Annotated in this window: 19 protein-coding genes; 11 read left to right on the plus strand and 8 right to left on the minus strand. The window is 72.0% G+C overall.

Features of this window, described 5'->3' with window-relative positions:
- Positions 1-346 precede the first annotated feature (346 nt).
- The 3 genes from ACWDBE_RS09965 to moaA all read left to right on the plus strand — a co-directional run bounded on the left by ACWDBE_RS09965 (position 347) and on the right by moaA (position 3,379).
- Complete coding sequence (locus ACWDBE_RS09965; protein WP_449791898.1) at positions 347-709, plus strand: DUF485 domain-containing protein; 363 nt, start codon at positions 347-349, stop codon at positions 707-709.
- A complete protein-coding gene (locus ACWDBE_RS09970; RefSeq protein ID WP_449807660.1) occupies positions 706-2,313 on the plus strand; it encodes a solute symporter family protein in 1,608 nt (535 codons plus the stop codon). The genes ACWDBE_RS09965 and ACWDBE_RS09970 overlap by 4 nt, the downstream gene beginning before the upstream one ends.
- A 76-nt stretch (positions 2,314-2,389) precedes the next feature.
- Positions 2,390-3,379 carry a GTP 3',8-cyclase MoaA gene (gene moaA, locus ACWDBE_RS09975; protein WP_449807681.1) on the plus strand — a complete coding sequence of 330 codons (990 nt, stop codon included), beginning with the start codon at positions 2,390-2,392 and terminating at the stop codon, positions 3,377-3,379.
- On the opposite strand, the gene ACWDBE_RS09980 is transcribed toward moaA, so the two are convergent.
- The 6 genes from ACWDBE_RS09980 to ACWDBE_RS10005 all read right to left on the minus strand — a co-directional run bounded on the left by ACWDBE_RS09980 (position 3,376) and on the right by ACWDBE_RS10005 (position 9,395).
- Positions 3,376-3,651 (minus strand): hypothetical protein, encoded by a 276-nt coding sequence (locus tag ACWDBE_RS09980; RefSeq protein ID WP_449791900.1) that lies wholly within the window; start codon positions 3,649-3,651, stop codon positions 3,376-3,378. The genes moaA and ACWDBE_RS09980 overlap by 4 nt on opposite strands.
- Positions 3,652-3,919: 268 nt before the next feature.
- On the minus strand, positions 3,920-4,321 hold the full coding sequence (locus ACWDBE_RS09985; RefSeq protein WP_449791901.1) for a DUF3099 domain-containing protein: 402 nt from the start codon (positions 4,319-4,321) through the stop codon (positions 3,920-3,922).
- A gap of 186 nt (positions 4,322-4,507) precedes the next feature.
- A complete protein-coding gene (locus tag ACWDBE_RS09990; RefSeq protein WP_449807682.1) occupies positions 4,508-5,056 on the minus strand; it encodes an RNA 2'-phosphotransferase in 549 nt (182 codons plus the stop codon).
- Between the two features lie 31 nt (positions 5,057-5,087).
- Entirely contained in the window at positions 5,088-6,485 is a 1,398-nt protein-coding gene (locus ACWDBE_RS09995) for a metallopeptidase TldD-related protein (RefSeq protein WP_449807661.1), read from the minus strand.
- On the minus strand, positions 6,485-8,038 hold the full coding sequence (locus ACWDBE_RS10000; protein ID WP_449807683.1) for a TldD/PmbA family protein: 1,554 nt from the start codon (positions 8,036-8,038) through the stop codon (positions 6,485-6,487). The genes ACWDBE_RS09995 and ACWDBE_RS10000 overlap by 1 nt, the downstream gene beginning before the upstream one ends.
- A gap of 211 nt (positions 8,039-8,249) precedes the next feature.
- The gene (locus ACWDBE_RS10005) at positions 8,250-9,395 is read right to left on the minus strand and encodes an MBL fold metallo-hydrolase (protein ID WP_449807662.1); all 1,146 of its coding nucleotides are present in this window, start codon (positions 9,393-9,395) and stop codon (positions 8,250-8,252) included.
- A gap of 312 nt (positions 9,396-9,707) precedes the next feature.
- Between ACWDBE_RS10005 and fabG the strand changes: the two genes are divergently transcribed.
- Both fabG and fabI read left to right on the plus strand, forming a co-directional pair.
- On the plus strand, positions 9,708-10,427 hold the full coding sequence (gene fabG / locus ACWDBE_RS10010; protein WP_449791904.1) for a 3-oxoacyl-[acyl-carrier-protein] reductase: 720 nt from the start codon (positions 9,708-9,710) through the stop codon (positions 10,425-10,427).
- A 2-nt stretch (positions 10,428-10,429) separates the two neighbouring features.
- Complete coding sequence (gene fabI, locus ACWDBE_RS10015; protein WP_449791905.1) at positions 10,430-11,197, plus strand: enoyl-ACP reductase FabI; 768 nt, start codon at positions 10,430-10,432, stop codon at positions 11,195-11,197.
- A 181-nt stretch (positions 11,198-11,378) separates the two neighbouring features.
- Here fabI and ACWDBE_RS10020 read toward each other — a convergent pair whose 3' ends face one another.
- Positions 11,379-12,056: a FadR/GntR family transcriptional regulator gene (locus ACWDBE_RS10020; RefSeq protein WP_449791906.1), complete on the minus strand. Its 678-nt coding sequence runs from the start codon at positions 12,054-12,056 to the stop codon at positions 11,379-11,381.
- A 123-nt stretch (positions 12,057-12,179) separates the two neighbouring features.
- Here ACWDBE_RS10020 and ACWDBE_RS10025 point away from each other — a divergent pair, with 123 nt between their 5' ends.
- The 3 genes from ACWDBE_RS10025 (at position 12,180) to ACWDBE_RS10035 (ending at position 14,455) form a co-directional block, all read left to right on the plus strand.
- Complete coding sequence (locus ACWDBE_RS10025) at positions 12,180-13,466, plus strand: CynX/NimT family MFS transporter (protein WP_449807663.1); 1,287 nt, start codon at positions 12,180-12,182, stop codon at positions 13,464-13,466.
- A gap of 215 nt (positions 13,467-13,681) precedes the next feature.
- On the plus strand, positions 13,682-13,804 hold the full coding sequence (locus ACWDBE_RS10030) for an SGM_5486 family transporter-associated protein (RefSeq protein ID WP_449791908.1): 123 nt from the start codon (positions 13,682-13,684) through the stop codon (positions 13,802-13,804).
- A 123-nt stretch (positions 13,805-13,927) separates the two neighbouring features.
- Positions 13,928-14,455 carry a SixA phosphatase family protein gene (locus tag ACWDBE_RS10035; protein ID WP_449807664.1) on the plus strand — a complete coding sequence of 176 codons (528 nt, stop codon included), beginning with the start codon at positions 13,928-13,930 and terminating at the stop codon, positions 14,453-14,455.
- A gap of 126 nt (positions 14,456-14,581) precedes the next feature.
- Here the strand turns inward: ACWDBE_RS10035 and serB are convergent, their stop codons facing one another.
- Positions 14,582-15,838 carry a phosphoserine phosphatase SerB gene (gene serB / locus ACWDBE_RS10040; protein ID WP_449791910.1) on the minus strand — a complete coding sequence of 419 codons (1,257 nt, stop codon included), beginning with the start codon at positions 15,836-15,838 and terminating at the stop codon, positions 14,582-14,584.
- A 223-nt stretch (positions 15,839-16,061) separates the two neighbouring features.
- Between serB and ACWDBE_RS10045 the strand changes: the two genes are divergently transcribed.
- From ACWDBE_RS10045 to ACWDBE_RS10055, 3 genes are all read left to right on the plus strand, one after another.
- Positions 16,062-18,695 carry an FHA domain-containing protein gene (locus ACWDBE_RS10045; RefSeq protein ID WP_449807665.1) on the plus strand — a complete coding sequence of 878 codons (2,634 nt, stop codon included), beginning with the start codon at positions 16,062-16,064 and terminating at the stop codon, positions 18,693-18,695.
- Between the two features lie 321 nt (positions 18,696-19,016).
- Entirely contained in the window at positions 19,017-20,114 is a 1,098-nt protein-coding gene (locus ACWDBE_RS10050) for a GAF domain-containing sensor histidine kinase (protein WP_449791923.1), read from the plus strand.
- Entirely contained in the window at positions 20,107-20,763 is a 657-nt protein-coding gene (locus ACWDBE_RS10055) for a response regulator (RefSeq protein ID WP_392913946.1), read from the plus strand. Before ACWDBE_RS10050 ends, ACWDBE_RS10055 begins: the two co-directional genes overlap by 8 nt.
- Positions 20,764-21,166: the final 403 nt, after the last annotated feature.

The raw sequence follows: 21,166 nt of genomic DNA on the forward strand, positions 1-21,166 counted from the left end.
CCCGGCCCGCTCCCGGGGTTGGTCCGCCCGCCGGGCCTTTATGTGGGGGACGGCGTCCTTTGACTAGGGCCACGGGCAGGCGGCCCGTGCCGCCCCCCGTACGGGGTGCGGCACGGGCCGATGCCGTGTTCCGGGCGGGACTGGAGGGGCATGGCATCACTGGGATGGGCTGTTTTTCGGCCAATCGGATGGTGCGAGGGGGTGAACGGTCGACTGATCGCGGTCAACCCCTTCCGGGGTGGGCAGGACGCTCCTAGCATTGCGCGGCGCGCACCAGACCTGTGATGCCCCTCACGCTCGACCGTTCCCCCGTGTGACACATACGCCGAAGGAGTGAGGAGACAGCGTGGATTCGCCGCCGCTCACCACCACCGCCGCCGCCACGGAAGCCCAAGTCATCGACGAAAGTGAGGAGTTCCGCACCCTGCGGCGCTCGTTCCGGAGCTTCGCCTTCCCGGTCACCATCGGCTTCGTGCTCTGGTACCTGCTCTACGTCCTGCTCTCCTGCTACGCCCCGGGACTGATGCGCACCAAGGTCCTCGGGCACGTCAACGTGGCCCTGGTGCTCGGGCTGCTGCAGTTCGCGACCACCTTCGCCATCGCCGCCTGGTACGCCCGCTACGCGGACCGGCGGATCGACCCCGCCGCCGCGGCGATCCGCGAGGCGCACGGCGCCGTCGTCCACGCCCCCCGGGAGTCCGCCGAATGACTCTGCTCGCCAGTTCCGCCACCGAGCACCGCGGCCTGACGATGGCCCTGTTCGGCGTGTTCGTCCTGGCCACCCTCGGCATCACCGTCTGGGCCGGGCGGCAGACCAGGAGCGCCTCCGACTTCTACGCGGGCGGCCGCGGCTTCACCGGCTTCCAGAACGGCCTGGCCATCTCCGGCGACTACATGTCCGCCGCCTCCTTCCTCGGCATCGCCGGGACCATCGCGCTCAGCGGCTACGACGGCTTCCTCTACTCGATCGGCTTCCTGGTCGCCTGGCTGGTCGCCCTGCTGCTGATCGCCGAACCGCTGCGCAACTCCGGCCGCTTCACGATGGCGGACGTGCTCGCGTTCCGGATGCGCCAGCGACCGGTGCGCACCGCGGCGGGCGTCTCCACCATCGTGGTGTCGATCTTCTACCTGCTCGCCCAGATGGTCGGCGCCGGCACCCTGGTGGCCCTGCTGCTGGGGGCCGAGGGGAGTGCCGCCAAGCGCTGGACCATCGTCGGGGTCGGCGCGCTGATGATCGTCTATGTGGTGATAGGAGGGATGAAGGGCACCACCTGGGTGCAGATCGTCAAGGCGGTGCTGCTGATCGCCGGCGCCGCGCTGATGACCGTCCTGGTGCTGGCCAAGTACCACTTCAACCCCTCCGAACTGCTCGGCGCGGCGGCGAGCGCGAGCGGCAAGGGCGAGGCCTTCCTCCAACCGGGACAGAAGTACGGCACCGGCACCGCCAAGCTCGACTTCATCAGCCTGGGCATCGCGCTGGTGCTCGGCACCGCCGGCCTGCCGCACATCCTGGTCCGCTTCTACACCGTGCCCACCGCCAAGGCGGCCCGGAAGTCGGTGCTCTGGGCGATCGGCATCATCGGCGTCTTCTACCTGATGACCCTGGCGCTCGGCTTCGGCGCGGCCGCGCTGGTCGGCTCCAAGGCGATCAAGGCGGCCAACGCCGCGGGCAACACCGCGGCCCCACAACTGGCCGAGGCGCTCGGCGGAGGCGTCGGGACCACCGGCGGCGCGATCCTCCTCGCGGTGATCTCGGCCGTCGCCTTCGCCACCATCCTGGCCGTCGTCGCCGGGCTAACGCTCGCCTCCTCGGCCTCCTTCGCCCACGACCTCTACGCCAACGTGATCCGGCGCGGGAAGGCGAGCGAGCGGGAGGAGGTGCTGTCGGCGAAGTGGGCCGCGGTCGCGATCGGCGCGGTGGCGATCGTGCTCAGCCTCTTCGCGGACAAGCTCAACACCGCCGCCCTCGTCGCCCTGGCCTTCGCGGTCGCCGCCTCGGCGAACCTGCCCACCCTGCTCTACTCGCTGTTCTGGAAGCGGTTCACCACCGTCGGCGCCGTCAGCTCGGTCTACGCCGGCCTGGTCACCTCGGTGGTGCTGGTGGTCTTCTCCCCGGTGGTCTCCGGCGCGAAGACCTCGCTCTTCCCGCACTCCGACTTCCACTGGTTCCCGCTGGAGAACCCCGGCCTGGTCTCCATCCCGGTCGGATTCCTGGCCGGCTGGCTCGGCACGCTGCTGTCCACGGAGCGCCCCGATCCGGCGAAGTACGCTGAACTGGAGGTCCGCTCACTGACCGGGCTGGGCGCCCACTGATCGTCCCGCGATGACTATGCTGGCCCGGCCCGCCGTGACGGTGGCCGGGCCGGCCGCATCTCGGGGAAGGACGCACGTGCTGCTCGACACCTTCGGACGCCAGGCCGTCGACCTGCGGGTCTCCCTCACGGACCGGTGCAACCTCCGCTGCACCTACTGCATGCCGGAGGAGGGCCTGCAGTGGCTGGCCAAGCCGGACCTGCTGACCGACGAGGAGATCGTCCGGCTGGTCACCGTCGCCGTGCGCGACCTGGGCGTGCGCGAGGTCCGCTTCACCGGTGGCGAGCCGCTGCTGCGCCCCGGGCTGGTCGCCGTCGTCGCCGCCTGCTCGGAGCTGGAGCCGCGCCCGGAACTCTCGCTGACCACCAACGGCATCGGGCTGGCCCGCACCGCGACGGCGCTGCGCCAGGCCGGCCTCGACCGGGTCAACGTCTCGCTGGACACCCTCGACCCCGAGGTGTTCCACACCCTCACCCGCCGCCACCGCCACCAGGACGTGCTGGACGGGCTGGCCGCCGCCGAGGCCGCCGGGCTGGCGCCGGTGAAGCTCAACGCGGTGCTGATGCGCGGGGTCAACGACCACGAGGCGGCCGACCTGCTGGCCTGGTGCCTGGAGCGGGGCTACGAGCTGCGCTTCATCGAGCAGATGCCGCTGGACGCCCAGCACGGCTGGGACCGCGCGTCGATGGTCACCGCGACGGAGATCCTGGACCTGCTGCGGGCCCGCTTCACGCTCACCCCCGAGCCGTCCGCCCGCCGGGGCGCGGCGCCCGCCGAGCGCTGGCTGGTGGACGGCGGCCCGGGCCGGGTGGGTGTGATCGCCTCGGTCACCCGGCCGTTCTGCCGGGCCTGCGACCGCACCCGGCTGACCGCCGACGGCCAGGTGCGCAACTGCCTGTTCGCGACCGGCGAGACCGACCTGCGCACCGCGCTGCGCTCGGGCGCGGACGACGCCGAACTGGCCGCGCTGTGGCGGGCGGCGATGTGGGGCAAGAAGGCCGGGGCCGGGATCGACGACCCGGAGTTCCTCCAGCCCGAGCGGCCGATGTCAGCGATCGGCGGCTAGGCCGGCTTCCCGGAACCCTCGGTGCTCGCGGTGCTCCCGGACGTCTCGGTGCTCTCGGAGGCCTCGGGGGTCCACTCGGCGAAGGCGACGACCTCCTTGAGGAAGCCGCGCACCCCGAGGAACTGGGACAGGTGCTCGCGGTGCTCGTCACAGGCGAGCCAGGTCTTGCGGCGGTCCGGGGTGTGCAGCTTGGGGTTGTTCCACACCAGCACCCAGCCGGCGTCCGCCCGGCAGCCCTTGGCGGAGCAGATCGGCGTCTGCGGGGTTTCCATCGGGCCGTCCTCAACGATTGGCGGGTACGTCTGCGCCGCCAGTCTGTCACGACCGCCCGGGTCGAGCGGATCCGTCCGGGCATGACGACGCCGGGCAGCCACGGGGGGAGCCGCCCGGCGTCGGTCCGTCGCTCCGACGGGGGATGCGGAGCGCGTACGCAGTATGTCACGCGAAGACCCGGGGTTGGGGAGGTCTTGCATGATTAATCTGAGCTTCTTCTGAGCTTTCTCCGGGCCGGACGGGGGTGAAGCGGCATGAAACGGACGGTCAGTCCACGTCCTGTGAAGGATCGGTGGGAGCGGCCTTTGCCTCTCCTGTACCGGCCTTCGCGGCCGCTCCACCCGTCCCGCCCGCTCCACCCCTCCCACCGGGGCCGAGCATCAGCGGGGTGTCGAGCGGGATGTCGAAGGTGCTCGGCAGCCCCGGGGCCCGCTCCCGGCCCGCGTTGGCGATCAGCACCGCGAAGTACGGCAGCAGCACGGCGCCCGCCAGCGCGGCGAACGCCAGGATCCGCTGGACGTCCCACAGCACCACGGCGAGCAGCACGCAGGCCGTACGGACCAGCATCGAGATGACGTAACGGCGCTGGCGTCCCCGGACGTCCTCGGTGAGGCTGCTGCGCGCCCCGGTGATCCGGAAGACCTGCCCGCCGTCGGCGCTCTTGCCCATGTGTCCTACCGCCTTCGTCGCGCACCCGCGCGCCTGGCCGCGCGGCCTCCTCACGGTACGCCCGGCCACGGGCGGCGACGAGACCGGGTGGGCCGGACCCACCCGGTCGGGTACGCGAAGGGCCTGTCCGGCGGAGCGGACAGGCCCGTCGGTCGGGGCGTCGGCGAGGCGGCGCGGCCCGGTCGGCTACGAGCGCCGGGAGAGGTACTGCGGGGGCACGGCGTCGGTGAGCCAGACGCCGTTCTCGCTGAGCCGGAACTCGTGGCCGGCCGCCGTCATCGCCGCCGCGTTCACGGTCAGCACCACCGGACGGCCGTGCCGGGCGCCGACCCTGGTCGCCGTCTCGGTGTCCGCCGAGAGGTGGACGTCCTGGCGGGCCATCGGGCGCAGCCCCTCGTGGAAGATCGCCGCCAGGTGCCGGTCGGCGGTGCCGTGGTAGAGCACGGACGGCGGAACCGTGGCGGCCAGACCGAGGTCGACCGCCACCGTGTGGCCCTGGTTGGCGCGGATCGAGAGACCGTCCGGGGAGTAGCCGAAGCGGCGCTTGTTGTTGGTCGCCACGACGTGGTCCAGCTCGGCCCGGGTGAGCGGCCTGCCCCGGGCCGCGAGCGCGGTGAGCAGCTCGTCGACCCGGACCCAGCCGGCCCCGTCCAGCGTGATCCCCACCAACCCGGGCTCGTGCCGCAGGATGCGCGACAGCATCTTGCTCGACCTGACCAGGCGCTTCTCGTCCATCATGTCTCTCGTATCCCCCGTAGGTCAGTGGCTAAGAGGCCTGGCTGACCGAACTCATGTTGAAGTCCGTGACACGCACGGGTGGCATCGCGGTGCGGGTGACGACGTCGCTCCACTCGCGGGGCAGGCAGCGTTCGGTGCGGCCCACCTCGGTGATCCGGTCCAGCAGGTCCACGGGGGACTCGTTGAACCGGAAGTTGTTGACCTCGCCGACGACCTCGCCGTTCTCCACCAGGTAGACGCCGTCCCGGGTGAGGCCGGTGAGCAGCAGCGTCGCCGGGTCCACCTCGCGGATGTACCAGAGGCAGGTGAGCAGCAGGCCGCGCTCGGTGCGGGCGATCATCTCGTCCAGCGTCGGCGCCGACTCCTGGTCGGCCGTCTCCAGCACCAGGTTGTCGATCGCCGGGCGCAGCGGCAGGCCGGTGAGGGCGGCCGCGTGGCGACTGGTGATCAGGTCGTTCAGCACACCGTTGCGGATCCACTCGGTGGCGGCGATCGGCTGGCCGTTGTCGAAGACCGAGAAGTCCCCGCCGGTGGAGTGGGTCAGCACGAACGGCGCGGCCTCCAGGCCGGGCTCTCGCGGGTCCGAGCGCAGCGTCAGCGGCAGGGAGCTGAGCTTGTCGCCGAGCCGGGTGCCGCCGCCGGGCTTGGAGAAGACCGTCCGGCCCTCCTGGGCGTCCCGGCCGCCGGCGTTCCAGTTGAGGACGACCAGCAGGTCGGCGACGGCCGAGGGCGGCAGCAGCGTCTCGTACCGGCCGGCCGGCAGGTCCACCTTGCGGGCGCCCCAGCCGAGCCGCCTGGTCAGCTCGGTGTGCAGGGCGGTGAGGTCGACGTCGGCGAAGTCCCGGGTGGCGGCGCCCACCCAGGCCGAGCCGGAGAGGTCGGCGGTCTTGGCGTTGATCTCGACCATGCCGGTGGGCTGGTCGTGGCGCAGCCGCAGGCCGGTGGAGCTGCCCAGGTAGCTGGAGGTCATCTCGTGCCGGGCGAAGCCGTACAGCAGTTCGCCCTGGGCGGCGGCGCGGGCGAAGGCCTCGCCGAGGGCCGGGCCGAAGGCGTCGAACACCTCGATGGAGGTGAGCGCCGGCGGCTCCGTGAAGTCCGGCGAGGAGGGCTGGTCGGCGATCAGCGGCTGGGCGTCCTCGGCCGGTCCGGCCGCGCGGGCGGCGTCCTCGGCGGCCCGCACCAGGCCCTCCACCTCCTCCGCGGTGACGGCCTCGCGGGAGACCACGCCGGAGGCGGTGCCCTCGGCGCCCGCCACGGTGGCGATCACGGTGAGGCGGCGGCCGCGGGTGACGCCGTTGGTGGTCAGCGCGTTGCCGGCCCAGCGCAGGTTGGCGGTGGACTCCTCGTCGGCGATCACCACGCAGCCGTCGGCGCGGGAGAGGCCGAGCGCCAGCTCGACGAGGTCGTGGGGCTGCTTCGCGGTCATCAGTGACCCGCCTCCTGCTGGGTGTTGAGCACGTTGACGTTGCGGAACAGCGCCGACGGGCAGCCGTGACTGACCGCCGCGATCTGACCGGGCTGCGCCTTTCCGCAGTTGAAGGCACCGCCGAGGAGGTAGGTCTGCGGGCCGCCGACCGCCGCCATCGAGCCCCAGAAGTCGGTGGTGGTGGCCTGGTAGGCGAAGTCCTTGACCTGGCCGGCGAGCTCGCCGTCCTTGATCGCGTAGGCGCGCTGCCCGGTGAACTGGAAGTTGTACCTCTGCTGGTCGATCGACCACGAACGGTCGCCGACGATGTAGAGGCCGTTCTCGACCTGGGCGAACAGGCCCTCGGTGTCCGGGCCGTCGGCGGCGGGCTGCAGCGAGACGTTGGCCATCCGCTGCACCGGAACGTGCGAAGGGGAGTCGGCGAACGCGCAGCCGTTGGAGCGCTCGAAGCCCTTCAGCCTGGCGATGCCGCGGTCCAGCTGGTAGCCGACCAGGACGCCGTCCTTGACCAGGTCCCAGGACTGGGTGGCCACGCCCTCGTCGTCGTAGCCGATGGTGGACAGGCCGTGCTCGGCGGTGCGGTCGCCGGTGACGTGCATCAGCTCGGACCCGTACTTCAGCGAGCCGAGCTGGTCGAAGGTGGCGAAGGAGGTGCCGGCGTAGGCGGCCTCGTACCCGAGCGCGCGGTCCAGCTCGGTGGCGTGGCCGATCGACTCGTGGATGGTCAGCCAGAGGTTGGTCGGGTCGATGACCAGGTCGTAGCGGCCCGCCTCGACGCTCGGGGCCCGCATCTTCTCGCCCAGCAGGACGGGTAGTTCCGCGAGCTCGGCGTCCCAGTCCCAGCCGGTGCCCGTGACGTACTCGTAGCCGCGGCCGACCGGCGGGGCGAGCGTCTGCATCGAGTCGAAGGCGCCGGTGCGCTCGTCGACCGAGGTGGCCTCCAGGTCGGAGTGCACCCGGATCCGCTGCTGGGTCGTCACCGTTCCGGCGGTGTCCGCGTAGAACTTGTTCTCCTGGACGGTGCGCAGGGCCGCTTGGACGTGCGAGACGCCCTCGGCCGCCAGCAGCCGGGAACTGCGCTCGGCGAGCAGCGCCGTCTTCTCGGCGTCCGGCACCTCGAAGGGGTTGACCTTGTACGCGGAGACCCAGGTGACGTCGCGGTACACCGGCTCGTCGGCCAGCTCGACCCGCTCGGCGGTGCCGGCCGCCCGGCTGATCCCGCCGGACAGGCGGGCCACCGCGACGGCCTGCTCGGCGACCCGGGCCGCCGCGTCGGGGGTCAGGTCGACACCGGCGGCGAAGCCCCAGGCGCCGTCCAGCAGCACCCGGACGGCGTAACCGAGCTGCACGCTGTCGGAGGTGCCGGCGGGACGCGCGTCACGCAGCCGCCAGGAGGCGCTGCGGATCCGCTCCAGCCGGAAGTCGGCGTGGCTCACGCCCAGTTCTCGGGCCCGGGTGAGGGCGGCGTCGGCGAGGGGCCGCAACGGCAGGGCGAGGAACAGCGGGTCGACGGCGCGCCCGTGCGGGGCGCCGGAGCGATCGGCCGGAGGGATCGGAGGCAATCGGGCTCCCAGGTCGCGGAGGGTGGCGGTGCGGCGCCACAGGGGCGCCCGCACCGCATCATTTCCCGTCCACCCGGTTTCCGGCCAGCGCATTACCACCGCTGCGCCGCGGTTTCGGACGCGCCGTCCGAAACAGGCACCGTCCGACCGGTGGTGCCGTCTGACCATGGGGCCGGTGCCCCCGGCCTGTGGGTGCGGGCCGTCAGTCGACGCTCTCCCACCAGCCGTCCAGCTCCGGCGGGTTGTCGACGTCGACCCGCTCGCCGGGCCGCGGCACGGCCAGCGGGACGGCCTGCTCCTTGGCGGCCTTCACCAGCCGCTCGACCGGCTCGGACCACGGGTGCAGGCCCAGGTTGAAGGTGCACCAGTGGACGGGCACCAGCAGTCCTGCGGCCAGGTCCCGGTGCGCGAGGACGGCGTCCTCCGGGGTCATGTGGATGTCCGCCCAGGCCGCGTCGTAGGCGCCGATCTGGACCAGCGCGGCGTCGAACGGGCCGTGCTGCGCGCCGATCCGGCCGTAGCCCTCGAAGTAGCCGGAGTCGCCGGTGTAGAAGACCTTGCGGTTCGGGCCGGCGACCACCCAGGAACCCCACAGGGTGGTGTTGCGGGTCAGCCCGCGGCCGGAGAAGTGGTGCGCCGCGGTGAGGGTGAGCACCAGGTCGCCCAGGGTGCAGGTCTCGTCCCAGTCCAGTTCGATGATCCGGTGCTCGGGGACGCCCCAGCGGCGCAGGTGGGCGCCGATGCCGAGCGGCACCGCGAACGGCGCGGACTGGCTGCGCACCAGGCGCTTGACCGTCGCCATGTCCAGGTGGTCGTAGTGGTCGTGCGAGATCAGCACCGCGTCGACCTGCGGCAGCTCCTCCAGCTCGACCGGCACCGGGTGCAGCCGCTTGGGGCCGACGTGCGCGGCGGGGGAGCAGCGGTCGCTCCAGATCGGGTCGAACAGCACCCGGAAGCCCTCGATCTCCACCAGCGCGGAGGCGTGCCCGTACCAGGTGACCTCCACGCCCTCGGCGGCCGGCCCGGCCGGGACGGCGGGGCGGACCGTCGGAACCGGACGCGAGGGGACACGGCCGGCCCGCTCGAACAGCATCCGGCGAACGGTGGCGCCGTCGAAGCCGGGGGCGCCGGCGGTGCGGGCGAGCGCGGAGGGCGCGTTGTGGAAGACACCGTCGCGGTACTGCGGGGAGTTGCGCACCCGCTCCTCGCGCTCGCCGTCCGGCCGCCGCCCGAACGCCGCCGGGAGGTCGCGCAGAGACCAGGCGGCCGCCCCCAGGCCGGCCGCCAGGGCGGTGAGGGCCAGCAGTCGTCCGCGTCGGTGGGTGCTCCCGGGCCGTGCCTTGGTCATCCGCTCTGCCTTCGTCGCTCGCCGGGATGCTCGGGGATCGGTACGGCAGGTCCCGGGCCGGCCCGCACCACGGGGGCAACGGGTGCGCCCGCCCGTGTGGTTCCCGTACAGTCGCCCCGATCCGGGCAGCGCCCGGGCCTGGGCGATGTCCGTCGCCGGGGCGGCGCGGGCGGGTGCGGATTGTCGGATTGCGACAGATCCGCCGGGGTCGCGCTGTGGGAGACCGATGCGCCGCCGCCGCCGACCGCCCGATAGCGTCACATTGCGTGCGCATTCCGACGTACGCGCTCACACACGGAGAGAGGTGGATCGTTGAGCCGCTCGGTTCTCGTCACCGGAGGAAACCGGGGCATCGGCCTCGCGATCGCCCAGGCCTTCGCCGAGGCGGGCGACAAGGTGGCCATCACCAGCCGCTCGGGCGAGGTGCCCGAGGCGCTGGCCAAGTACGACGTCCTCGCGGTCCGCTGCGACATCACGGACGCCGCGCAGGTCGACGCCGCCTTCACCGAGATCGAGCAGAAGCACGGCGCGGTCGAGGTGCTGGTCGCCAACGCGGGCATCACCAACGACACCCTGCTGCTGCGCATGTCGGAGGAGGACTTCACCTCCGTCGTGGACACCAACCTGACCGGCACCTTCCGGGTGGTCAAGCGCGCGTCCAAGCTGATGATGCGTGCCAAGAAGGGCCGTGTCGTGCTCATCTCGTCCGTGGTGGGCCTGTCCGGCTCCCCGGGCCAGGCCAACTACGCCGCTTCCAAGGCCGGCCTGGTCGGTTTCGCCCGGTCGCTGGCGCGCGAGCTCGGCCCGCGCAACATCACCGTCAACGTGGTCGCCCCCGGCTTCGTCGACACCGACATGACCGCCGTGCTCAGTGACGAGCGCCGCGCGGAGATCGTCTCGGGCGTGCCGCTGGGCCGCTACGCGGCGCCCGCCGAGGTCGCCTCCACCGTGCGGTTCCTCGCGTCGGACGAGGCCGCGTACATCACTGGAGCCGTCATTCCCGTCGACGGCGGATTGGGCATGGGTCACTGAACATGAGTGGAATCCTCGAGGGCAAGCGGATCCTGATCACCGGTGTGCTGATGGAGTCCTCCATCGCCTTCCACACCGCCAAGCTCGCGCAGGAGCAGGGCGCGGAGATCATCCTCACCGCCTTCCCCCGCCCGAGCCTGACCGAGCGGATCGCCAAGAAGCTGCCGAACCCGGTCAAGGTGCTGGAGCTGGACGTCTCGAACCCGGAGCAACTGGCCGGCATCGCCGACCAGGTCCGCGAGCACCTGCCGACCCTGGACGGCATCGTCCACTCGATCGGCTTCGCCCCGCAGGACGCGCTGGGCGGCAACTTCCTGGACACCCCGTGGGAGTCCGTGGCCACCGCGATGCACGTCTCGGCGTACTCGTTGAAGTCGCTGACCACGGCGCTGTTGCCGCTGATGCAGGACGGCGGCTCGGTGGTCGGTCTGACCTTCGACGCGCAGTTCGCCTGGCCGCAGTACGACTGGATGGGCCCGGCCAAGGCCGCCCTGGAGTCGACCAACCGCTACCTGGCGCGCTACCTGGGCGAGCGGGACATCCGCTGCAACCTGATCTCGGCCGGCCCGATCGGCTCGATGGCCGCCAAGTCCATCCCGGGCTTCGGCGACCTGGCCGACACCTGGAACCACCGCTCCCCGCTGAAGTGGGACCTGAGCGACCCGGAGCCGGCCGGCCGCGGCATCGTCGCGCTGCTGTCGGACTGGTTCCCGAAGACCACCGGCGAGATCATCCACGTCGACGGCGGTCTGCACGCCATCGGCGCCTGACGGTCCGCCCGTACGCCGCTGCCCGGCGCCCCTCATGGGGGCGCCGGGCAGCGGCGTCCTGTTCTCGATCTCGTTTTTGCTCTCGTTCGGTGGGGCCCCGGGGTGGTTCTGGCCGAGGGTGGAGGGGTGGGGCAGCCGGGATCGGGGGCCGGGGTGGCGTCGGAGGCCGGCGTGCGGGCGGTCAGGCCTCGATGGTGGCGCAGGGGCCGGGGGCGGCGCGGCCGGCCTCGACGGACGCGCGCTGGGCGTCGCCGTCCCTGATGGCCTCCAGGATGGCCTGGTGGCCGATGTAGCGCTCGGGGACCAGCTCGGGGCCGATGTCGTGCCGCAGGAGTTCGCGGGTGGCTTCGCCGAGGTCGGCGTAGACGGCGAGCAGGACGTCGTTGTGGGCGGCCTCCACCACGGCCTGGTGGAAGGCGGCGTCGGCCTGGACAAAGTCCTCGGCGTCGCCGGAGAGCCAGGCGGCCTCCCGGCGGGCCATCGCGCCGTCCAGCAGCTCCAGGTCGCGCGCGGTGCGGCGGCGGGCGGCGAGGGCCGCGGCCGAGGTCTCCAGCGCCGCCCGCAGCTCCGCGACCTGGGCCTGGTCGGCGTCGGCGAAGCGGCGGTGCATCACGCCGGCCAGCTCGCTGGTGGCGAGGACGTACGTTCCGGAGCCCTGTCTGATGTCGAGCAGCCCGTTGTGGGCGAGGGCACGGACGGCCTCGCGGACGGTGTTGCGGGCGACACCGAGCTGTTCGACCAGGGCGGCCTCGGTGGGGATGCGGGAGCCGACCGGCCACTCCCCGGAAGTGATCTGGGCACGCAGCTGTGCGATCACCTGGTCGGACAGCGGGGTGCGCCTCGGCGAGGACAGCGCCACGGGGACTCCTTGCGACTACGGCTCGGTGGGGCCTGGGTGGGAGATGGCCGGCGGATGAACGGTCGGCACATCATGCCAATAACGGGGTGCATCAATTCATCCCATCATTCTATGATGCTCTCCATGCCCGCAGCAGACACCACCGCTTCCGCCCGGACCGAGAGCCGGACGCCGGCCGCCGAGCGGCCCGCCACCTCCGGCTCCGCCAAGTACCTGGGCTGGCTGTTCGCCGTCGCGATCGCCGCCGCCGCCTTCAACCTGCGCCCCGTGGTCACCAGCCTCGGGCCGCTGCTCGACCAGGTCCGCGACGATCTCGGGATGAACCCGACGCTGGCCGGACTGCTCACCGCCGTCCCGTCGCTGTGCTTCGCCCTGTTCGGGTTCGCCGCACCGGCCGCGGCCCGCCGGATCGGCCCGATCGCGGTGGTCACGGCCGGGATGGGCGCGATCACGGCGGGCGTGCTGGCCCGCTCCTTCGCCGGCGGCACGGCGGTGTTCCTACTGCTCACCGCGCTCGCCATGGCCGGTGTGGCGGTCTCCAACGTGCTGCTGCCGGTGGTCATCAAGCGGTACTTCCCGGAGAAGGTCGGTCCGATGATCGGCCTGTACTCGATGGCGCTGTCAGCCGGCACCGCGCTGGCCGCGTTGGTCAGCGTGCCGCTGACCGACGCGCTCGGCGGTGACTGGCGCCATGGACTGGGCGTCTGGGCCGCGCTGGGCGCGCTCGCCCTGGTGCTCTGGCTGCCGGTGCTGATCGCCAAGCGCGAGCGCGGTGAGCGCGCCGACGGCGCCGGCCTCGCCCGGCTGCCCATCACCCGCAGCCGTACGGCCTGGGCGCTGGCCTGCTTCTTCGGCCTCCAGGCCACCGGCGCGTACGTGGTGATGGGCTGGCTGCCGAAGATCTTCCAGGACGCCGGCGTCGACAAGGGCACGTCCGGGGTGCTGCTCGCGGTCACCATGGTGATCGGTGTGCCGGTCTCCTTCGTGCTGCCCAACCTGGCCGCCCGCCGCGGCGACCAGCGGCCGTTCGTGGTCGTGCTGGCCTCCTGCGGCATCGCCGGGTACGCCGGGCTGGCGTTCGCTCCGGCCGGCGGGGCGTGGGTCTGGGCCGTGCTGGTGGGCCTGTCCAACTGCGCCTTCCCGCTGGTGCTGACGATGATCGGACTGCGAGCCAGGACGGCGGGTGGGGTGGCGCAGCTGTCCGCCTTCGCCCAGGGCGTCGGCTACCTGATCTCCGTTCCCGGCCTGATCCTGATCGGCCGGATCTACGACATCACCGGCCAGTGGTACTGGCCGCTGGGATTCCTGGCGCTGCTGCTGGTGCCGCAGATGCTGTTCGGCCTGCGCGCGGCGCGGGCCCGGCACATCGAGGACGAGGCGGTGCACCCGGCGGAGCAGGCCAAGGTGTGACGCGCCCGGGCACGGCGCGCGATGCCTCGGCGGAGCGCGTGATGCCGCGGCAGGGCGCGTGCGGCAGTGAGGGGCGTGTGACGCCGCGGCGGGGCGCGTGAGGCCGTGAGGCGGTCGGACGCGGCGGGGAAAGCCGGGCCCGGGAAGGTCAAGGCCCGGCCAAGGGGGAGGGGCCAGCGGAGGACGGGCGTGTTCGGGATGGGAGACTTTCGGACATGCCCGTTCTCGATCCCAACCCCACCGACGGCCGCAAGCAGCTCGGCCGCATCGCCCTCGCCTTCGGCGCCGTCGTGGTGCTGGTGGCGATCATCGCCACCGTTGCGGCCACGATGGGCTGACGGACGCCCGTACGCCATCCGACGCCCCGGTGAACGGGGCATGATGACACTCGTCGTTCCTCGGAGTGGCGGCATCCGGGAGCGTCGCGCCGCCGGGCCGCTTTTCTGCCAAGCTTGCTGGGTATGAGCGCCGACACGCCCCGCAGGATCATCGTTCTCCGCCATGCCAAGGCCGACTGGCCGAACGGCGTGGACGACCACGACCGGCCGCTGGCCGACCGGGGCCGTCACCAGGCCCCGGACGCCGGCCGCTGGCTGGTGGACTCCGGCATCAGCCCCGACTACGTGGTCTGCTCCACCGCACTGCGCACCCGCGAGACCTGGAAGCTGGCCGTCCACGAGCTGCCGCAGCGGCCCCTCAAGACCGTCTACGAGGAGCGGGTCTACGAGGCCAGCCCCGGCGAGATCATCGCGGTGCTCCAGGAGACCCCGGAGGAGTACTCGGACGTGGTGCTGGTCGGCCACAACCCGGGGGTGCTGGGCCTGACCCAGGTGCTGGCCGGGGACGCGGGCGACCGGGACGCGCTGGAGCGGCTGCGGCTCGGGGGCTTCCCGACGGCGGCGATCGCGGTGCTCAGCTTCAGCGGCTCCTGGAAGGGCGTCGAGCCGGGCGTGGCCGAGCTGGTCTCGTACCACACGCCGCAGGACTGACCCCGGAACGTACGTGAGGGGCGCGCGGATTGATCCACGCGCCCCTCGTGTGTCCGCGGCGGCGGGACGCGGAACGCAGGTGCTCCTCGGCGGGCCTCACTCCATCGGCCGTCGCCGGGTCCGCGCCTACTCGGTCGGGGTGCCGTGCAGCGCGTCGGCCGCCTCGACCTCCTCGCGGGTGATGCCCAGCAGGTACAGCACGGTGTCCAGGAACGGCACGTTCACCGCGGTGTCGGCGGCCTCGCGCACCACCGGCTTGGCGTTGAACGCCACCCCGAGGCCGGCCGCGTTCAGCATGTCCAGGTCGTTGGCGCCGTCGCCGATCGCCACCGTCTGCTCCAGCGGCACCTTCGCCTGCTCGGCGAAGCGGGCCAGCCAGCGGGCCTTGCCCGCCCGGTCCACGATCTCGCCGACCACCCGGCCGGTGAACCTGCCGTCCACCACCTCCAGGGTGTTCGCTGCCGCGAAGTCCAGTCCCAGCTGCTCCACCAGGTGGTCGGTGACCTGGGTGAAGCCACCGGACACCACCGCGACCTGGTAGCCGAGGCGCTGCAGCGTACGGATCAGAGTGCGCGCGCCCGGCGTGAAGCGGACCTCGGCACGGACCTTCTCGGTCACCGAGGCGTCCAGCCCGGCCAGCAGTGCCACGCGGGCCCGCAGCGACTCGGCGAAGTCCAGCTCGCCGCGCATCGCCGCCGCCGTCACCTCGGCGACCTCCTCCTCGCAGCCCGCGTGGGCGGCGAACAGTTCGATCACCTCGTCCTGGATGAGCGTCGAGTCGACGTCCATGACCACCAGGCGCTTGGCCCGGCGCTCCAGCCCGGCGGCGACCACCGCGACGTCCACCCGCTGGGTGGCGGCCTCCTGGGCCAGGGCGGCCCGCAGCTCGTCGGTGGCCACGCCGGAGACGGCCAGCTCGACCGCCGTCACCGGGTACTTGGCGAGCCGGAAGACACGGTCGATGTTGCCGCCCGAGGCGGTGATCCGGGAGGTGAGCGCGGAGACGGCGGCGGCGGTCAGCGGGTTGCCGAGCACCGTGACGTGCGAACGGCCCTCACGGCGCGGCCGGTTGTCACCGATGCCGGAGAGGATCTCGGCCTGGAGTTTCTGCTCGTCGGCCCAGCGGTGGACGGTGGCCCGCAGTCCACCCTCGGCACCGGGTGTGGGAGGCGGGGTGATCAGGGCGCACAGCGTGATGCGGCCACGGGTGACCACCTGCTCGATGTCGATGACGTCGACGCCGAAGCCGGCCAGCGTCGCGAAGAGGCCGGCGGTGATGCCGGGGCGGTCCTTGCCGAACACCTTGACGAGCAGGGTGCGCTCGTCCGCGGTCCGGTGCTGGGCGGCGGGGAGGGGCTCAGCGGCCAGGGGCGATGCGTTCATGGTGCCTCCCACGCTACCGGGCGGCCGAGGGCCCGGGAGCACCCGTCCCACCTCGCGGGACGCCGCGGGTCAGGGCTCGGTAGCAGCCTGGTCACAGTCGCCAGGGCTGACTTTCACCGGCGGTCGGCAGGCTGGAATGATTCCCCCCGTCAGTCACAGGAACATCGCAGCCCCGGCCGGGGGCCACAATTCGGGGGAACCGAGAGAGCGGGGCAGGCGAGCAGTGCCGCAACTCGTCATCGAGATCAACGGACAGCAGCGGACTCTGGAGCCCGGGCGGTCCTACACCATCGGGCGCAACCCGCAGTCGGACTTCACGTTCGACGATGCCAGGGTCTCCTGGCAGCACGGGACCATCAGCTTCAACGGCAGCGGTTGGCAGCTGGACGACCACGGCAGCACCAACGGAACGTACGTGGCCGGCGCCCGCACCATGCAGGCCCAGCTGTTCCCCGGTGCCGTGGTCAACCTGGGCAACCCGGAGAACGGCCCCCGGCTCGGCTTCTCCGCACCCGCGCACGCCGTGGCTCCGCAGGCCCCGGCGCCGCAGGCCGCCCCGGTGCACGAGGCCGCCACCAGCCGCGGCCCGGTGCCCACGCCCCAGCAGCCCGCCCCGCAGCAGAGCTGGCCGCAGCACGACCCGTACCAGCAGCCGCAGCCGCAGCCGCAGCCGCAGCAGCAGGCCTGGCAGGGGCAGCCGCAGGCCCAGCCGGCGTTCCCGCAGCAGCAGTACGCGCCGCCGCAGGCCCAGCCGGCCCCGCAGCAGCCCCAGCCCCAGCACGGTGGCTTCCCCCAACAGGGCTTTCCGGCCCCGCCGCGGCACGACGGCGGGCCGCAGCCGACCATCATCCGCAACCTGACGTCGGCGATGCGCACCGTCCGGATCGGCCGTGCGCTCGACAACGACGTCGTGGTGTCCGACCTCCAGGTCTCCCGCCACCACGCCGAGCTGCGCCAGCTCCCGGACGGCCGCTACGAGATCGTCGACCTCGGCAGCCACAACGGCATCTTCCTCAACGGCCAGCGGGTGCAGCGTCAGCTGATGGGCCCGCAGGACCGGCTGACCGTCGGCCACTCCAGCTTCGTCCTGGTCGGCGACCAGCTGCAGGAGTTCGTCGACACCGGTGCGGTCTCCTTCTCCGCCCGTCACCTGACCGTCGAGGTCGAGCACAAGGGCACCAAGAAGATCCTGCTCGACGACGTCAGCTTCGGTGTCCCGGAGAAGTCGCTGGTCGCTGTCATCGGCCCGTCCGGCTCCGGCAAGTCCACGCTGCTGCGCGCCCTCACCGGCTACCGCCCGGCCGATCGCGGCGAGGTCCTCTACGACGGCCGCAACCTCTACAAGCAGTTCGCCGAGCTGCGCTCGCGCATCGGCCTGGTGCCGCAGTCCGAGATCCTGCACCGCGAGCTCACCGTCCGCAAAGGCCTCAAGTACGCGGCCCGGCTGCGCTTCCCCGGCGACACCGAGGCCCGCGAGCGAGACGCCCGGATCGACGAGGTGCTGTACGAGCTGCGCCTGGACAAGCGTGCCGACAACAAGATCACCGCGCTCTCCGGCGGCCAGCAGAAGCGCGTCTCGGTCGCCCTGGAGCTGCTCACCAAGCCCTCGCTGATCTTCCTGGACGAGCCCACCTCGGGCCTCGACCCGGGTATGGACCGCGAGGTCATGCAGATGCTGCGAGGCCTCGCCGACGACGGCCGCACCATCCTGGTCGTCACCCACTCGGTGGCCGAGCTGGCGCTGTGCGACCGGCTGCTGGTGATGGCGCCGGGCGGTTCGGTGGCCTACTTCGGCCCGCCGGACGAGGCGCTGCACTTCTTCGGGTACGAGACCTGGGCGGACGTCTTCCAGGCCTTCGAGAACTACCCGGACCACGACTGGGCCGGCCGCTACCGCGGCTCGGTGCACTACCGGCAGTACTCCGCGCCCACCGTGGAGGCGGGTGAGGTGCAGCACGTCCAGGTCGCCCAGGAGGCCGTCAGGCCGCCGAAGCCGCAGAGCTGGGGCTCGCAGCTGTGGACGTTGATGCGCCGCTACATGTCGGTGCTCGCCTCGGACCGCGGCTTCCTCGCGCTGTCCGTGCTGCTGCCCGCCGTCATCGGCGCGGTCAGCGTGTTGATTCCGAACGAGCCGGGGCTCGCGCCCAATCCCAAGACGCAGCTCCACCTCAACAGCGGCGCCGCGACGATCATGCTGATCCTGGCGATCGGCGCCTGTTTCTCCGGAGCGGCCAACTCCGTCCGCGAGTTGATCAAGGAGCGGGCGATCTACGAGCGAGAACGAGCCACCGGGCTCTCCCGCTCGGCGTACATGATGTCCAAGATCATCGTGCTGGGGTTCTTCAGCGTGATCCAGGGCGCCATCATCTCCGCCGTCGGCTTCCTGCCGCGCAAGCTCCCCGAGCACGGCCTGATCGTCAAGAACCTGCCGGTCATCGAAATGACCATCGGCATGATCCTGCTGAGCTTCGCCGCGATGATGTTCGGCCTGATGATCTCCGCGCTGGTGAAGACCGCCGAGAAGACCATGCCGCTGCTGGTCATGTTCGCCATCGTGCAGGTCGTCTTCACCGGCTGCCTCTTCCAGATCTTCAGCAAGCCCGGACTGGAGCAGGTCGCCTGGCTGATGCCGGCCCGCTGGGGCACCGGCATCGTGTCCACCACGCTCGACCTCTCCGTGCTCATGGGCCCGTGGAACAAGGACTTCCAGAACCCCAACTACGACCCGCTCTGGAAGCACAGCGTCGCCCAGTGGGCGATCGACGCGGGTGTGCTGATCGCCATCTCGATCGTCATCGGCGTCATCGTGACCCGGCTCCAGCGCCGGCACGAGCCTGAGGTCATGCAGAAGGGCTGACCCTTCTCGACGACAGGCCGAGGGGCGGCTCTCCCAGTGTGGAGGGCCGCCTCTTTCGTGTTCCGGGCGTGTTCGGTTCCGTGTTCCGGGAGGTCCCTCGGGGCTCCGGGTGGTCTCCCTAGGACTCCGGGCGGGCCCTGAGGCCTAGGTCCCCGGACCTGGGCCCGGGGCGGCCGCGGACGGACGCGGCGCTCGTCGCGACGGCGGTAGTTTGGCGACATGCCCAGCATCACCGGAGACCACCGGGCCCACCACGGCCCGCTGCTTGCCTGCGAACCGTGCCTGTCCGGGATCGAGACCGTCAGCCAGGCACTGCTCGCCATGAGCCGGCACCTGGAGGTCCGCGAGGTGCTGCGCCGCATCACCGCTTCTGCCCGCGGGCTGCTCGGCGCCGAGTACGCGGCCCTGGGTGTTCCCGACGACCACGGGGGCTTCGCCCAGTTCGTGGTCGACGGTGTCACCGACGAGCAGTGGCGGGCGATCGGCCCGCTGCCCCGGCAGCACGGCGTGCTCGCCGCGATGCTGCATGAGGCCGGTCCCACGCGGCTCGTGGACGTCCGCAAGGCACCCGCCTTCGAAGGCTGGCCGGCGGCCCACCCCGACATGGACGCCTTCCTGGGCATGCCGATCCTGGACACCGACGCGGCCGAGGACGAGCCGCAGGTGATGGGCGTCATCTTCCTCGCCAACAAGCGCGGCGGCGGCCTCTTCACCGACCACGACGAGGAACTGCTGCGGATCCTTGCCGCGCACGCGGCCCTCGCCCTGTCCAACGCCCGGCTGTACGAGCGCAGCCGCGAGCTCACGCTGGCCGGCGAGCGGGCCCGGATCGCCCACGATCTGCACGACGCCGTCTCGCAGAAGCTCTTCTCGCTGCGGCTCACGGCCAAGGCGGCCGCCAAGCTCGTCGACCGCGACCCGGCCCGGGCGCGTGCCGAGCTCGCCGAGGTCGCCCGGCTGGCCGCCGAGGCGGCTGACGAACTGCGCGCCGTCGTCGTGGAGCTACGCCCCGCCGCGCTGGAGGAGGACGGGCTCAGCGCGACTCTCGCCTCGCAGGTGCAGGTGCTCGACCGGGCGCACACCGCCGATGTCACCTTCACCGCCGACGGTGTCCGGGCGCTGCCGCCAGCCCAGGAGGCCGCGCTGCTGAGAGTCGCCCAGGAGGCGCTGCACAACGCGCTACGTCACTCGGGAGCCCGGACCGTCACTGTCACCCTGGCCGGGACGCCGGCGCGCGGTGCGGTGCTGCGGGTGCACGACGACGGACGCGGCTTCGATCCAGAGTCAGTCCGTCGAGCCGGCCGCCACCTCGGCCTGGCCTCGATGCGCGACCGAGCGTCCGCCGTCGGCGGCACGCTAACCCTGGAGTCGGCCCCCGGCCGGGGGACGCTCGTCGAGATGGAGGTCCCCGGTGCCTGAGAGCACACCGTCGATCCGTGTCCTGTTGGTCGACGACCACCAGGTGGTTCGGCGCGGGCTGCGCACGTTCCTGGAGGTCCAGGACGACATCGAGGTGGTCGGGGAGGCCGCCGATGGGGCGGAGGGCATCGAGCGGGCCCGTGAACTCGATCCTGACGTGGTCCTGATGGACCTCAAGATGCCCGGCGTCGACGGCATCGAGGCGCTGCGCACGCTCAAGGGGGAAGGCAGCCGGGCCCGGATCCTGATCGTCACCAGCTTCACCGAGCACCGCACGATGGTTCCCGCGCTGCGGGCCGGTGCGGCCGGGTACGTCTACAAGGACGTGGATCCGGAGGCACTGGCCGGGGCGATCCGATCTGTGCACGCCGGTCACGTCCTGCTCCAGCCCGAACTGGCCGAGGCCCTGCTTTCCGACGACGGCCCTCGTGCTCCGCAGGGTCGCGGAGGCACGCTCACGGAGCGCGAGCGCGAGGTGCTGGGCCACATCGCCGACGGCCGCTCCAACCGGGAGATCGCCCGCAGCCTGCACCTCTCGGAAAAGACGGTGAAGACCCATGTGTCCAACATCCTCATGAAGTTGGACCTGGCCGACCGTACTCAGGCGGCACTCTGGGCCGTTCGCCATGGCGAGACCCGCGAGGGGTAGTGCGCTGAGGGCGTGGGGAGTTGGTGCGGGCGCTGTGTCGATCGGCAGGGTTTCGGCCAGAACTGGCGTCAAACGATGGTCCGGCATATGCCTTTCGGCAGGGATGGTCCGAATTTTGGTGACGTGTGGTCATTCGGTTGTGCCAGCCTGAAGGCCGACACCGATTCCGATGGAGGGCCGGATGAACGCGATGCGCAGTGATTGCGGGCCTGCCGTGCTGGCCCATGAGTTCGAGTTGACGTGCCGCCTGTCCGGCGCGTCCATCCCGTCCAGCTCTGAGGCGCCCCGGGCTTCCGAGCGCGGAAGCCCGGGGCGGGGGCCGGACGAAACCCTCTTGTCGGGGTGTCAGGACATGGATCCGGATATCGGCGCCTCGGAAGCCGCCGAGCGTCGGGCGCGGTCG

This window comes from Kitasatospora sp. NPDC001132 (genome assembly GCF_053598415.1).